General features: G+C 71.7%; 16 protein-coding genes. 10 read left to right on the top strand and 6 right to left on the bottom strand.

Annotated elements, in window-relative coordinates; all coding sequences use genetic code 11:
- Positions 1-9 precede the first annotated feature (9 nt).
- Positions 10-174 carry a hypothetical protein gene (locus CLT74_RS30745; RefSeq protein ID WP_199172146.1) on the top strand — a complete coding sequence of 55 codons (165 nt, stop codon included), beginning with the start codon at positions 10-12 and terminating at the stop codon, positions 172-174.
- Complete coding sequence (locus CLT74_RS09030; RefSeq protein ID WP_099846139.1) at positions 174-524, top strand: DUF3140 domain-containing protein; 351 nt, start codon at positions 174-176, stop codon at positions 522-524. Before CLT74_RS30745 ends, CLT74_RS09030 begins: the two co-directional genes overlap by 1 nt.
- A gap of 76 nt (positions 525-600) precedes the next feature.
- On the opposite strand, the gene CLT74_RS09025 is transcribed toward CLT74_RS09030, so the two are convergent.
- The 3 genes from CLT74_RS09025 to CLT74_RS09015 form a co-directional block, all read right to left on the bottom strand.
- Positions 601-837: a hypothetical protein gene (locus CLT74_RS09025; protein ID WP_099846138.1), complete on the bottom strand. Its 237-nt coding sequence runs from the start codon at positions 835-837 to the stop codon at positions 601-603.
- 19 nt (positions 838-856) lie between these two features.
- A complete protein-coding gene (locus tag CLT74_RS09020) occupies positions 857-1,855 on the bottom strand; it encodes a LysR family transcriptional regulator (RefSeq protein WP_099846137.1) in 999 nt (332 codons plus the stop codon).
- Between the two features lie 77 nt (positions 1,856-1,932).
- Positions 1,933-2,532 (bottom strand): hemerythrin domain-containing protein, encoded by a 600-nt coding sequence (locus tag CLT74_RS09015; RefSeq protein WP_099846136.1) that lies wholly within the window; start codon positions 2,530-2,532, stop codon positions 1,933-1,935.
- 115 nt (positions 2,533-2,647) lie between these two features.
- On the opposite strand from CLT74_RS09015, the gene CLT74_RS09010 reads away from it, so the two are divergent.
- The gene (locus CLT74_RS09010; protein WP_099846135.1) at positions 2,648-3,976 is read left to right on the top strand and encodes a M20/M25/M40 family metallo-hydrolase; all 1,329 of its coding nucleotides are present in this window, start codon (positions 2,648-2,650) and stop codon (positions 3,974-3,976) included.
- Positions 3,977-4,068: 92 nt separating this feature from the next.
- On the top strand, positions 4,069-4,722 hold the full coding sequence (locus CLT74_RS09005) for a hypothetical protein (protein ID WP_099846134.1): 654 nt from the start codon (positions 4,069-4,071) through the stop codon (positions 4,720-4,722).
- 491 nt (positions 4,723-5,213) lie between these two features.
- Here the strand turns inward: CLT74_RS09005 and CLT74_RS09000 are convergent, their stop codons facing one another.
- On the bottom strand, positions 5,214-5,405 hold the full coding sequence (locus tag CLT74_RS09000; protein ID WP_053655860.1) for a DUF5703 family protein: 192 nt from the start codon (positions 5,403-5,405) through the stop codon (positions 5,214-5,216).
- Between the two features lie 55 nt (positions 5,406-5,460).
- Entirely contained in the window at positions 5,461-6,432 is a 972-nt protein-coding gene (locus CLT74_RS08995) for an aldo/keto reductase (RefSeq protein ID WP_099846133.1), read from the bottom strand.
- Positions 6,433-6,609: 177 nt separating this feature from the next.
- Between CLT74_RS08995 and CLT74_RS08990 the strand changes: the two genes are divergently transcribed.
- Positions 6,610-7,662, top strand: a complete 1,053-nt coding sequence (locus CLT74_RS08990) for an LLM class F420-dependent oxidoreductase (RefSeq protein ID WP_099851626.1) — start codon at positions 6,610-6,612, stop codon at positions 7,660-7,662.
- Complete coding sequence (locus CLT74_RS08985; protein ID WP_099846132.1) at positions 7,659-8,495, top strand: undecaprenyl-diphosphate phosphatase; 837 nt, start codon at positions 7,659-7,661, stop codon at positions 8,493-8,495. Before CLT74_RS08990 ends, CLT74_RS08985 begins: the two co-directional genes overlap by 4 nt.
- 277 nt (positions 8,496-8,772) lie before the next feature.
- Here CLT74_RS08985 and CLT74_RS08980 read toward each other — a convergent pair whose 3' ends face one another.
- Complete coding sequence (locus CLT74_RS08980; protein WP_099846131.1) at positions 8,773-9,357, bottom strand: hypothetical protein; 585 nt, start codon at positions 9,355-9,357, stop codon at positions 8,773-8,775.
- 566 nt (positions 9,358-9,923) lie between these two features.
- Here CLT74_RS08980 and CLT74_RS08975 point away from each other — a divergent pair.
- The 4 genes from CLT74_RS08975 to mshC all read left to right on the top strand — a co-directional run bounded on the left by CLT74_RS08975 (position 9,924) and on the right by mshC (position 13,429).
- Positions 9,924-10,637, top strand: coding sequence for an MSMEG_4193 family putative phosphomutase (locus CLT74_RS08975; protein ID WP_099846130.1), 714 nt, complete (start codon positions 9,924-9,926; stop codon positions 10,635-10,637).
- Between the two features lie 94 nt (positions 10,638-10,731).
- Positions 10,732-11,310, top strand: a complete 579-nt coding sequence (locus tag CLT74_RS08970) for a DUF3090 domain-containing protein (protein WP_099846129.1) — start codon at positions 10,732-10,734, stop codon at positions 11,308-11,310.
- Positions 11,307-12,125, top strand: coding sequence for an SCO1664 family protein (locus CLT74_RS08965; RefSeq protein ID WP_099846128.1), 819 nt, complete (start codon positions 11,307-11,309; stop codon positions 12,123-12,125). The genes CLT74_RS08970 and CLT74_RS08965 overlap by 4 nt, the downstream gene beginning before the upstream one ends.
- 65 nt (positions 12,126-12,190) lie before the next feature.
- The gene (gene mshC, locus CLT74_RS08960; protein ID WP_099846127.1) at positions 12,191-13,429 is read left to right on the top strand and encodes a cysteine--1-D-myo-inosityl 2-amino-2-deoxy-alpha-D-glucopyranoside ligase; all 1,239 of its coding nucleotides are present in this window, start codon (positions 12,191-12,193) and stop codon (positions 13,427-13,429) included.
- Positions 13,430-13,431 lie beyond the last annotated feature (2 nt).

The raw sequence follows: 13,431 nt of genomic DNA, 5'->3' as shown, positions 1-13,431 counted from the left end.
AGGGCACTGATGACCGAACCGGACGAGGCCCGCGAAGACGAGCGGACCGAGGCGATCCTGGCGCCACCGACGGCCAACCCCGCCCGGGTGCAGGTGCCGCCGGAGGGGCCGGGCGGGCAGACCGACGAGGGGCACCCGGAAGAGTCCGGGTCGCCGCCGGCAGAGGAGGGCTGATGGTACGCGAGCAGCGACTCGACCCCGAGGTGGAAGTGCTCTGGGAGGACTTCCACGCCGAGGTCAACGTGCCGTCCGAGCAACTGCGCCAGTGGCTGCTGACCCGGGGCTCCGGGGAGACCGCGTTCGGCCCCGACCCGGACCTGAATCTGCCGGAGCCGGGCCGGCAGATCCTCGCGGTGCTGCGCAAACGCAAGGTCGACCTGACACCTGAGGACATCGAGGTGATGCGTGACGCGGTCGAGCGGATCAGGTCGCTGACCGCCGCCAAGCCCGGCCGCGGCAACTCCGACGACGAGTGGCGGCACAGCCTGCTCGACCTGGGTCACGACGTGCTCGTCGAACGCTGACCCGCCACGCTCGTCCCCGGCGCCGCCGCCTCGCGCCGGGGACGAGCGCACGTCCGCCCGGACCGCCCGGACCGGACTACTCGGCCTCGAGACTGGCGATGGCGAGCCCGGCGGCGTCCGCGGCGGCCTGCCGGTCGGCGCGGGTCTGCTCCTCGCGGGTGAGCAGATTTGCGTACTCGGCCAGGTCTGCCGGGTCGGGCACCTCCGGCAACCGGCGCAGGAAGGCTTCGGACTCCCGGACGGCGGCGGTGTGCGCGGCAGCGGCCTGACGCAGCAGTTCGCGGTCGTCGGCGGCGGGATAGAGGTCGGTCATACCCGCCCCTTACCCGCGCTCAGGCGGTTCGCACCCGGTGAGCCGTCACCACCGGCGCCGGTCGCCGCACCCCGAACGCCGGGTTGCGCAGCAGCCAGGCCAGGTACGCCGGATGCGGCGCGAGAGCGTCGGTGTACGCCACCAGAGCGGTCTCCAACACCAGGTCGGCGGTGCGGGCGGCGGCGGACTCCGGGTGCCAGCCCAGCATCAGCCGCCAGCGCAGCGGCGTGTCGACAAGCCGGCGGGTCACCAGGCCGGCGACCGGCCGGAACGTGGCCTGGCACAGCGCCACCGCCTCGCCGGCGTCCACCAGGTCGATGCAACTGCGCACGTCGGCCTCGTACACCTTGCGGGGGGTGAATCCGGCCCGGGCGCAGGCGGCGGCGAAGCAGTCGCCGAAGCAACCGTCCCCCGGGGCCGCCACCCACTGCTCGTGCCGCAGGTCGGCCAGGTCGACCTCGTCCCGCCCGGCCAGCGGGTGGGTCTCCGGCAGCAGCACCATGACCGGGTCGACGGCCACCTCCCGCCAGCTCAGCCCGTAGTCCGCCGACGGAGTCGAGTCACCGCACACCCCGGTCAGCGCGTAGTCCAGCCGTCCACCGGCGACCAACTGGGCCAGTTCGTCGACCGACCAGGAGGCGTGCGTACTGATCTGCGCCTGCGGTTGTTCGGCGGCCAGCCGGTGCACCAGCCGACCCAGGATCGGGCTGTTCACGCCGCCGAACCGGTACCGGCGGGGGGCGTCGCCCGCGCCGGCCAACCGGGCCGCCTCGTCCTGCAGACCCTTCATCGCCGGCAGCAGCACCCGGGCCCGGGCGAGCACCAACTCACCGAGGGCGGTCGGCCGCGCGCCGCGCCGGTCCCGCTCGAACAGTGGCCCACCGAGGGTGCGTTCGATCCGCTGGAGCTGGGCGGTCAGCGCCGGCTGGGCCAGGCCGAGCGTCGAGGCCGCCTTGGTCACGCTCCCCGTCTCCGCGATGGCGCAGACCACCCGTAGGTGGCGCAACTCCAGATTCATAGCGTGACGGTAGGGCCACGGAGCAGCCGGCGGTAGTGCCCGGACGGATCAACGACCATGAACGTGTCGCGAGTAACTCACCGAGGTGGCGGCTCGGTCAGCTCGCCCAACTGGGTGTGCCGGCCGGCGAGGACATCCCGAACCTTGTCGACCACCCCGACCGCCGGCTCGACGATCCGGTTCCACGGCGGGCTGTGCGGGACCGCCGGATGCGGGCGGGTAGGTGCCGCCTCCTCGGCGATCTCCAACCGGTTGCCGAGCCGGATCAGCTCCTCCTCGGTGGCGGCGGCGCAGAGTCGCTGCATCAGCGGGTCGACAGCCCGGGCGTGCGCCTCGACCCGCGCGGCGACGTCGGGCAGGCTGTCGTCGGTCAGCCCCTGCAGGGCCCGGAGCAGCTCGACGTCGCCGGCCAACACCTCGTCGACGAGGGGGTCCGCCCCCTCGACCGCGTGCCGGACGGCGGGCAGGAGGTACTGCTCCTCACCGGAGAGATGGCGCGACAGGGCGGCGACCAGGACGTCGCGGCCGTGCTCCGGATCGGGCCCGGGCTCGATCAGCCGCCGGGCCAACTCCAGCAACTGCCGGTGCTCCTCGGCGACGAGGTCGGCGATGCTGCGTCCGGGGGGCTGGTATTCGTCCCCGGGGGTGGGGGGCAGCGGCGGCAGGTGGACGGACATGGTCGCCTCCTGGGCGGGCGGGCGGAGCGACGAGGGGGGCTTCGACGGGCATCGGGCAGGCGCGGCAGTACCCGCGGTCGCCCGAACCGAAACTCTAGGCTGATATGAAGGCACGATGACGAGCGACGCCCACGCCGCCCTCCCCGCGCCGACCGACGAGGTCGTCGAGCTGTGCCGGGACCTGCTGCGCATCGACACCACGAACACCGGCGACAACGCCACGAGCGTTGGCGAACGCGGCGCGGCCGAGTACGTCGCGGAGAAGCTGGCCGACGTCGGCATCACCCCGGTCATCCACGAGTCCGCGCCCGGCCGCGCGAACGTGGTCGCCCGGATACCCGGCACCGATCCCAGCCGAGGCGCGTTGCTGGTGCACGGCCACCTGGACGTCGTGCCGGCCGACGCCGACGAGTGGTCGGTGCACCCCTTCGCGGGTGAGTTGCGCGACGGCTACCTGTGGGGTCGCGGCGCCATCGACATGAAGGACTTCGACGCCATGGTCCTCGCGGTGGTACGGGACTGGCAGCGTACGGGGGTGCGCCCCCCTCGGGACATCGTGCTCGCGTACACCGCCGACGAGGAGGCGGGCAGCGAGTACGGCGCGCACTTCCTGACCACCCGGCACCGCGACCTCTTCGACGGTTGCACCGAGGCCATCGGCGAGGTCGGTGGCTTCTCGTACACGGTGGACCCGTCGCAGCGGCTCTATCTCATCGAGACCGCCCAGAAGGGCATCGACTGGCTGCGGCTGCACGCCCGGGGCCGGCCCGGGCACGGCTCGATGCTGCACGACGACAACGCGGTCACCGCACTCGCCGAGGCGGTGGCCCGGATCGGCCGGCACCGCTTCCCGGTCGTGGTCACCGACACCGTACGCGCCTTCCTGGAGGAGGTCTCCGAGGTGCTCGGGGTCGAACTCGACCCGGACGACCCGGAGGCCGCCATCGCCAAGCTCGGTCCGATCGCCAACATCATCGGCGCCACCATCCGCAACACCGCGAACCCGACCCGGCTCGCCGCCGGCTACAAGGACAACGTCATTCCCGGCCGGGCCAGCGCCACCATCGACTGCCGTAGCCTGCCCGGACAGTCGGAGCTGCTGGAGCGGCAGTTGCGCGAGCTCGTCGGTCCGGACATCGCCATCGAGTACGTCCAGCGGCAGCCGGCGCTGGAGACCACCTTCGACGGGGATCTGGTCGCGGCGATGGGCGCCGCGCTGCGGGCCGAGGACCCGGGGGCCCGACCGGTGCCGTACATGCTCTCCGGCGGCACCGACGCCAAGGCGTTCTCGCAGTTGGGCATCCGTTGCTTCGGGTTCGCGCCGCTGCGGCTGCCGGCCGACCTGAACTTCTCGGCGCTGTTCCACGGCATCGACGAGCGGGTACCGGTGGACGGACTACAGTTCGGCGTGCGGGTTCTCGACCGGTTCCTGCGTACCTGTTAGCCGGCGTCCAGTCGGACGCCCGACCACAACCTGCTAGCCCGCGTCCCGGTTGGACGCGACATCCTGGATTCTTCGTGAAGGGGACGCCTCACATGACCGACCAGCACGGTGAGCTGGACGCCGCCCTCGAGCGCGTGATCGAAGCGGCCCGCCACCATCTGGCCGCTGTCCGGGCCGCGCAGGGCCGGATCGACGACGACGACGTCTGGCAGGCGTACGTCGCGTTGAACAACGCGTCGTTCGCCTACGACGAGCAACTCATGGACGCCTTCGGTGAGGTCACCCCGTGGGACGTCGAATCCATCGATCCGGACGAGGCCGATCAGCGTTTTGGCGGCGGCGACGGAGTCGAGTCGACTGACCCGCACCCGCAGGTGATCTCCGTACGCCAGCGGCGTGACTACCGGGTGCCGAGCGTCTCCGCCCTGATCCGGGTCGCCGAGGCGGCCCGCCGGGAGGGCGTACCCGGCGACGAGGAGGTGCCTCCGGTGGAGGGTGTCGGCGAGGCGGTGCTGGAGCTGCTGCAGAGCGGCGACGGGTCGCTCGGCGCGCTCGACGTGCCGGAACTGGAGCCGCTCGACGGTGTGGTGATGGTCAGCGAGGTCGGTACCCCTGTCGACCTGGAGTCGTTCGCCGACGACGACCCGATGGGTCCGTTCCAGCCGGGTGCCGACGACCGCCTGGTCGGCCGCCTCGACGAGCACCCGTTCCTGGAACTCGACGACGAGCACGACCACGTGCACTGACGGTGCGGTTGCCCGGACCGGCCACCGGTCGGCGACTCGCTCCGACCATCCCGGCCCCACGCTGTCGAGCTGACGGGTAGCCGGGTCGGCGGTGCGATCAGGTCGGTGGTGCGGTCCGGTCCGCGTGCTGTCGAGCTGACGGCGCAGATGGATCGGTGATGCGCTCGCCGGCGGCTTTCGGCCGGCATCACCCGGCGGCCGGTTCGGGAGCAGAGCTGGTTCGGGGACGGTGCTGGCTTGGGACGGTGCTGGTTCGGGACGGTGCTGGTTCGGGGGGCGGTGCCCGGTCGCAATCGGTCCGACCGATTCCGACCGGGTGAGCGGCCCGGCGGAGCCGGACCAGCGGCCTCATCCTCGCGAGAGCGCAGACGGCTCAGCTCGACAGCGACCGAGGGAGGCATACGGCAGTACCGCAGCACCGGCTGCCGGTCGGCCCGGCCCAGCCGGTTGCCGATCGGGAGCCCGGCGCGGGACCGCCGGCTCACCGTCGGTCAGTACGACAGGCCGGGCTGCGGCTGGTTGACCCGTCGGCGGCGCAGCACCACCTGCCGCGTACCGTCGCGGAACAGCCGCACCCGGGCCAGTTCCCAGCCGGAGAACTCCGCCTGGATCGCCAGCTGCGCCGCGGCGGTCAACCTGTCGACGTTCGGCGGTAACCGCAGCGGCGCGTATTCGTAGTCCATGGGGCCTATGCTGCCCAGCCCGACCCCTTACGCGCCACCCTTCACCGGGTGATGCTCAACCGTCGCGCTCCGGATAGCCGACCTCCAGCGCAGAAACGTCGTCAAGCGCGGTGGTGATCTCGTCGGGCAGGGTCACCCGTTCCACCTGAAGCGCCCCGAGCAGCTGACCGGAGGTACGTGCGCCGAGGATCGGCGCGGTCACTCCCGGCCGGTCCCGGATCCAGGCCAGCGCCACCTCCAGCGGGGAGACGCCGAGACCGCTCGCGGCGGTGGCCACCGCCTCCACGATGCTGGAGCAGCGCGGATCAAGATAGGTGGCGACGAAACGCTCGAAATGCGGCGAAACGGCCCGGGAGTCCGCTGGCCGGCCGTGCCGGTACTTGCCGGTGAGCACCCCACGGCCCAACGGCGACCAGGGCAGCACACCCAGCCCGAGCGCTTCGCAGGCGGGCAGCACCTCCCGTTCCACCCCCCGCTCCAGCAGCGAGTACTCCACCTGTGCGGCCACCACCGGCGCCCGACCCGGCCAGGCCGTCTGCCAGGCCGCGGCCCGGGCGGTCTGCCAGCCGGAGAAGTTCGACACGCCGACGTAGCGCACCCGGCCACTGGCCACCGCGTGATCAAGTGCCGCGAGGGTCTCCTCCAGCGGGGTCTGCGGATCGTAGCCGTGCACCTGGAACAGGTCGACGTGGTCGGTGCCCAGCCGGCGCAGCGAGGCGTCCAGGGTACGCAGCAGGTGCCCACGGGAGCCGTCCCGGCGCCGACCACCGCCCGGCCGAAGCCCCGCCTTCGTCGCGATCAACAGCTCGTCTCGGGGCACCAGCGTGCCCAGCAGCGAGCCGATCACCGACTCGGCGTCGCCGTCGCCGTACACGTCGGCGGTGTCGATCAGGTTGCCACCGGCGTCGAGGTAGCTCTTCAGTTGCGCGGCCGCGTCGTCGGCGTCGGTGTCCCGGCCCCAGGTCATGGTGCCGAGCGCGAGCCGGGAAACCGCCAGCCCGCTTCGGCCGAGCGGTCGCTGCTGCATGGGTGAACCTTATTTCGAACCGGGCCTGACCGATATCCTCGCTCCCGTCGAGTCTGCCCGCCGGTTCGTGCCTCCGCTCGTCCGGGTCACGCCGTCGGAGCCTGGTGGGTGAGCCGGTGATCGTCCCTGCCACCGACATTGCGTAACCTGATGCGACTGCGGATGGGGGAGGACTCTGTGCGACTCGGGCTAAGCCTCGGATACCAGACAGCCTGGAGCACGCCGGCCGATCATCTGGCCCTGGCTCAGGAGGCGGACCGGCTCGGCTACTCGGTGGTGTGGGCGGCGGAGGCCTACGGCTCCGACTCGCCGAGCATGCTGGCCTGGATGGCCGGGCAGACCGAGCGGATCGACATCGGCAGCGCGGTGATGCAGATTCCGGCCCGGACGCCCGCGATGACGGCGATGACCGCGGCCACGATCGACTCGCTCTCCGGGGGCCGGTTCCGGCTCGGCCTCGGGGTGTCCGGCCCGCAGGTCTCCGAGGGCTGGCACGGCGTACGTTTCGGCAGGCCGTTGGCCCGCACCCGCGAGTACGTGGACATCGTCAAGCTGGCGGTGGGCCGCAAGGAGGTCGCCTACGACGGCGAGTTCTACACGCTGCCGCTGCCCGACGGCCCCGGCAAGGCGCTGCGGCTGGGCTTCCACCCGCCGCGGGAGCACATCCCGATCTACCTGGCCGCGGTGGGCCCGAAGAACCTGGAGCTGGCGGGCGAGATCGCCGACGGCTGGTTGGCCGTCTTCTACGCCCCGGAGTTCGCCGAGGAGCAGCTCGCGGCGGTGCGTGCCGGCCGCGCCAAGGCCGGTAAGGAACTTGCTGGCTTCGACGTGGTGCCGTCCGTGCCGGTGGTGGTCGGCGACGACGTGAACTCCTGCGCCGAACTGGTCCGCTGGTACGCGGCGCTGTACGTCGGTGGCATGGGCAGCCGCCAGCAGAACTTCTACAACCAGCTGGCCACCCGGATGGGCTACGGCGACGCCGCCCGTGAGGTGCAGGAGCTCTACCTGGCCAAACGGCAGCGCGACGCGGCGGCGGCCGTGCCGATGGAGTTCATCGACCGGACGTCGCTGCTCGGGCCGAAGGAGCGCATCGCCGAGCGGATGCGCGAGTACGCCGCGGCCGGCGTCACCACCCTGTCGGTGACCCTCTTCGCCGCCGACCGCGACACCGGTGTGCAGACCCTGCGGACCGTCGCCGAGGCGCTGGACCTCTCGGGAGTCGGGGAGTGACCTGGATCGAAGCCATCGTCCTGGGCATCGTCCAGGGCCTGACCGAGTTCCTGCCGGTCAGCTCGTCGGGGCACCTGCGGATCACCTCGGCGATCTTCTTCGAGCAGGACGCCGGAGCGTCCTTCACCGCTGTCACCCAGTTGGGCACCGAGGCGGCGGTGTTGCTGTACTTCGCCAAGGACATCTGGCGCATCGGCCGGACCTGGATCATCGGAATCTGGGACAAATCAGTCAGATCCAGCCTGGACTACCGCATGGGCTGGTACGTGATCGTCGGCTCCATCCCGATCGGCCTCTTCGGTTTCCTGTTCAAGGACCAGATCCGGGAGACCGCCCGCAACCTGTGGGTGGTGGCCACCACCCTCATCGTGTTCGCCTTCGTGCTCGCGTTCGCCGAGTACTGGGGCCGGCAGACCCGGACCCTGCGGGACTTCCGGATGCGCGACGGCGTGGTGATGGGCTTCGCCCAGGCACTGGCGCTCATCCCGGGCGTCTCCCGGTCCGGCGCGACGCTCACCTTCGGCCTCTTCCTGAGCCTGACCCGGGAGACCGCGGCCCGCTACTCGTTCCTGCTGGCCATCCCGGCGGTGGTGATGTCCGGGATCTTCAGTCTGGGTGACGTCTTCGAACCGGCGGCGGCCGGCACCTCGGTGCCCACCGTCGCGCAGATGATCGTGGCCACACTCATCGCGTTCGGTGTCGGCTACGCGGCAATCGCCTGGCTGCTGCGTTACGTCGCGCATCACACCCTGTACATCTTCGTGCTCTACCGGGTCGCGGTCGGCACGCTCGTGCTGGCTCTGCTGATGACCGGGACGATAAGCGCCACCTGATTCCTGATCTTGCGCTGGGGCTGGGGCGGCTGTGCCTCGCTCGGGGTGGTTGCGGTTGGGGCTGGGGCGACCGTGCCCGGCTCCGGGCGGTCAGGCTTGATCCCTGCGCCGGGCACGGTCGCCCCCAGCCTGACCTGGTCGGTCTCCATACGGGCGTTGGCCAGCTCGGGTGGGTTGATCTGCTGGATAGGCCGCTGGCCGGCACCCTGGGATCGGGTGCCGGCCAGCGGCTTGTTCCCCCTGTGGAGGAATGTCTTCGGTTGTCAGCTGGTGTGGGTCAGCTGGTCCAGTGCTGGGCGACGAGGTCGGCGGCCTGCTGTTCCCACTGGGCGTAGTGGTCGGGGTAGGCCGACACCTGCACCGTCTGCGCGGCCTCAGTGAGGGGCATGTCCTGCCAGCCGTCGACCTGCTTCAAACCCTTCAGGAACGCCAGGGTCGAGTACTCGGGGTCGGTGATCTGCTCCACCGTGCCCCAGCCGCTGGACGGGCGCTGCTGGAACAGGCCCTGCGAGTCGTGGTCGTTGCGGTCACCCAGATGACCCAGGTTCTCCAACTTCGACTCCTGCAACGCCGTCGCGATCGACACCACGGCGGCCCGCTCGTCCATACCGGCCTTCTTCGTCGCCGCGATGATCGCCTTCACATTGCCGACCTGCTCGTCGTTCAGCTCGATCGTCGACTGGCCGGTGGGGGTGCCGTGGGGCAGCAGCTTGCCGGTGTCGGGCTTGTCGGCCTGCACCACCGCGACCGGGTTGGCCGGGGTGGGCTCGCCGACGGTGTGGTTGAGCGGGCCGGCGGCGAGGCCAGCGGCGGCGGTGAGACCAGCGATGCCCAGGATGCTCTTACGCAGCGTGGTGTTCATGAGGGGCTCCTTCGCGTTCGGGGGTTTGGTCCGGTCCGCCTGGTCAGGGGGTGGCGGTGGACCGTGCGCGGTGGGGCGCCAGCAGAACTGGTGCGACCGTCGGCCTCAGGGGGTGGCCGGGTCGGTTCCGGGGGCTGGGGCGAAATGTGCCCGAGGGGTGACGCGCGGGACGGTGCCATATCACGCGCCGGGACCATGTCCAACGACTGACCGGGGCGGGTCATTCCCGTGTCCCGCCGGCCCACCAGGGGTGGGTGGGTAGGTGCTGCGTGGTCAGCCACCGGTTACAACGCCGACCGCCCGCCGATCATTCCGCCCGGCCACCCGCCACCGCCCGGGAAAACCGGACACCACACCACACCCGCCCGCAAGAACCGGACACCACGCTGAACCACCCACAGCACCGGATCTTGGTCCGAGACTGCCCACCGGACGGCCAAATCGCACCAAGATCTCCCCGCCACCCGCCACCGCCACCCGCCACCCGCCACGGTGGCGGGGGTGGCAGCGGGTTGACGTCGGGGGAGTTGGGCACTGCCCTGAGGGGTGTGGGGTGAGGGCCTAGGGTGGTGCGAGTGGCGACACTTCTGCTCCTGCGGCACGGACGTACCACCGCGAACGCCGACGGTGGCCTCGCCGGCCGGCAGCCCGTCGAGCTGGACGAGACGGGCCGTGCCCAGGCCACAGCGGTCGGCGAACGGTTGCGGGCGGTGCCGCTGGCGGCCGTGGTGACCAGCCCGCTGATCCGCTGTCGGCAGACCTTGGAGCTGGCGCTGCCTCAGGCGACGCCGGTGGCCGACGACGGCCTGATCGAGTGCGGGTACGGCAGTTGGGAGGGGCAGCCGCTGAAGAAGCTGGCCAAGGAGCCGCTCTGGCCGGTGGTGCAGCAGCACCCCAGCGCTGCGGTCTTTCCCGACGGAGAGGCGATGGCGCAGATGGCGGCCCGGGCGGTCGCCGCGGTACGCGCCTGGGACGCCCGCCTGACCGCCCAGCACGGTCCCGAGGCGGTCTGGCTGGCGTGCAGCCACGGAGATGTGATCAAGGCCATCGTCGCCGACGCGCTCGGCGTACATCTGGATCTCTTTCAGCGGATCGTGGTGGACCCGGCGTCGGTGACCGCGATCCGCTACACCCCCTTGCGGCCCTTCCTGGTGCGCCTCAACGACGTCGGCGGTGACCTGGCCGGCCTGGTGCCGCCGCCGGGTAAGCGGCGTCGGCGGGCCGCGCGGTCGACCGACTCGGACGCCGCGGTCGGCGGTGGCGCGGGGGCGTCCCGGTGAGCCGCCCGGCCTCGCATCCGGCAGTGGTCGGGGGCGTCGCCATTCGGGTCGGTGGGGTGCGCGCTGCGTGGGGCCGCCGGATAGGGTCGTGGGTATGACCCACCAGGTGCACGCCTTCGAGCCGCCGGAGCGGTTCGTCGCCGGGACCGTCGGGCCGCCGGGGGAGCGCACGTTCTTTCTCCAGGCGCGCGGCGGTGGCCGGCTGGTAAGCGTCGCGCTGGAGAAGGTCCAGGTCTCCCTGCTCGCCGAGAAGCTGGAGGAACTGCTCACCGAGGCGCAGCGTCGGTTCGGTGTGGAACTGCCCGAGGCTGCTGCCGTCCCGGCCGGTGACAACGACCCGCTGGAGACGCCTGTCGACGAGGAGTTCCGGGTCGGCACGCTGGGCCTGGCCTTCGACGCGGACACCGCGACAGTGGTGATCGAGGCGATCGCCGTCGGCGAGGCGGAGACCGAGATCGAGCTTGGCGAGTCGGAGGAGGACGAGCCTGACGACGTCGAGCCCGACGAGGACCTCGACCGGCTCCGGGTCCGGCTGACTCCCGAGGCGACCCGCGCGTTCATCGAGCGGGCGCGCCGCGTGGTGAATGCCGGCCGACCGCCCTGCCCGTTGTGCGGCCAGCCCCTCGACCCGGCCGGTCACCTCTGCCCCCGGAACAACGGCTACCACCGGTGACCTCGTCCGGCGTGGCCCCCCGGCAGGACGGAGATGCCGCGCTGCGCCTGCTGCGCGACGGTGAGCTGACCGTCGAGGGGCGACTCGTCGACGCGTCGAACACCACCCTGCGTGGTGTGCTGACCCTCGATGGCATGTCGGCGCGGTGTGTGTACAAACCGGTGCGTGGTGAACGCCCGCTGTGGGACTTCCCGGACGGCACCCTTGCCGGCCGGGAGGTGGCCGCCTACCTGGTCTCCGCGGCCACCGGTTGGGATCTGGTGCCGCCGACGGTGTTGCGGGACGGGCCGTTCGGGCCTGGTTCCTGCCAGCTCTGGATCGACGAGCCGCCGGACGCCGAGCCGCTCGTGGGGTTCGTGCCCGCTGACGCGGTGCCGCCCCGCTGGTTCCCGATCGCGGCGGCCCGCGACGACGACGGCACCGCGTACGCGCTGGCCCACGCCGACCACCCGCGGCTGGCCCGGCTCGCGGTGCTCGACGCGGTGATCAACAACGCGGACCGCAAGGGTGGCCACGTCCTGGTCGGCCCGGACGACCGGATCCACGGCGTCGACCACGGGGTGAGCTTCCACGTGGAGGAGAAGCTGCGGACGGTGCTCTGGGGTTGGGCCGGCCGGTCGTTGCCGGCCGACGCGCTCGACATGCTCGGTCGCCTGTCCCGTCTCCTCGCCGGCCCGCTCGGCGAGGAACTGGCCGAGCACCTCACTCTCGGTGAGATCGCCGAGTTGACCGCCCGGACCGACAGAATGTGCGAGGGTCGTCGCTTTCCGCGGCCGTCACAGGACTGGCCGGCGGTACCCTGGCCGCCGATCTGAGCCTGTCGCGTTGATCACTCGCGGGCCGGCGTGACGTCGCCCAACGGCTGGTTAGGCTGGCGGTCATGGACTCTTGGGTGGGGCACGAGGTGCCGCGGCTACCGGGCCGCAGCGAGCCGTTGAGGTTGTTCGACTCGGCGCGCGAGAGCGTGCAGCCGAGCGAGCCGGACGGCACCGCCACCATGTACGTCTGTGGCATCACCCCGTACGACGCCACCCATCTCGGCCACGCCGCCACCATGATCACCTTTGACCTGGTGCAGCGGATGTGGCGCGACGCCGGTCACGAGGTCCGGTACGTACAGAACGTCACCGACATCGACGACCCGTTGCTGGAGCGGGCCGAACGTGACCGCGAGGACTGGAAGGTCCTGGCGATGCGGGAGACGGCGCTGTTCCGGGAGGACATGGAGGCGCTGAGGATCATCCCCCCGGCCCACTACGTCGGCGCGGTGGAGTCGATCCCGGACATCGCCGAGAAGGTGCTCATGCTGATCAAGGATGGCGCCGCGTACCGTCTCGACGACGGCACCGGCGACGTCTACTTCGACATCTCGGCCGCGCCGAGCTTCGGTTACGAGTCCAACCTCTCCCGCGACGAGATGCTCAAGATCTTCCCCGAGCGCGGCGGCGACCCGGACCGCGCCGGCAAGCGCGACCCGCTGGACCCGTTGCTGTGGCGCGGCGCCCGGGACGACGAGCCGTCCTGGCCCGGCGGGGACCTCGGCCCCGGCCGACCGGGCTGGCACATCGAGTGCGCGGTGATCGCCCTCGGCCTGCTCGGCTCCACCATCGACGTGCAGGGCGGCGGCAACGACCTGGTCTTTCCACACCACGAGTGCTCCGCCGCGCACGCCGAGCGGCTGACCGGCGCGGCGCCCTTCGCCGGTCACTACGTGCACGCCGGGATGATCGGGCTGGACGGCGAGAAGATGTCCAAGTCCCGGGGCAACCTGGTGTTCGTCTCCCGGCTGCGCGCCGACAGGGTCGACCCGATGGCCGTCCGGCTGGCGCTGCTCTCCGGCCACTACCGCGCCGACCGGTCCTGGACCGACGACCTGCTCACCGCCGCACAGGAGCGGCTGGCCCGCTGGCGGCGGGCCGCCGCCGCACCCACCGGCCCGTCCGGGGAGACCTTCCTGTCCGGCGTACGCCAACGACTCGCCAACGACCTCGACACCCCCGGCGCCCTGCGGCTGGCTGACGAGTGGGCCGAGCGAACCCTGGCCGGCACCGGCGACGACCCGGCCGCCCCGCCCCTGTTCGCCACCACCCTCGACGCCCTCCTCGGCCTCCGCCTCTGACC

Source organism: Verrucosispora sp. CNZ293, assembly GCF_002754655.1.
This window is presented reverse-complemented; position numbering and strand designations above follow the sequence as displayed.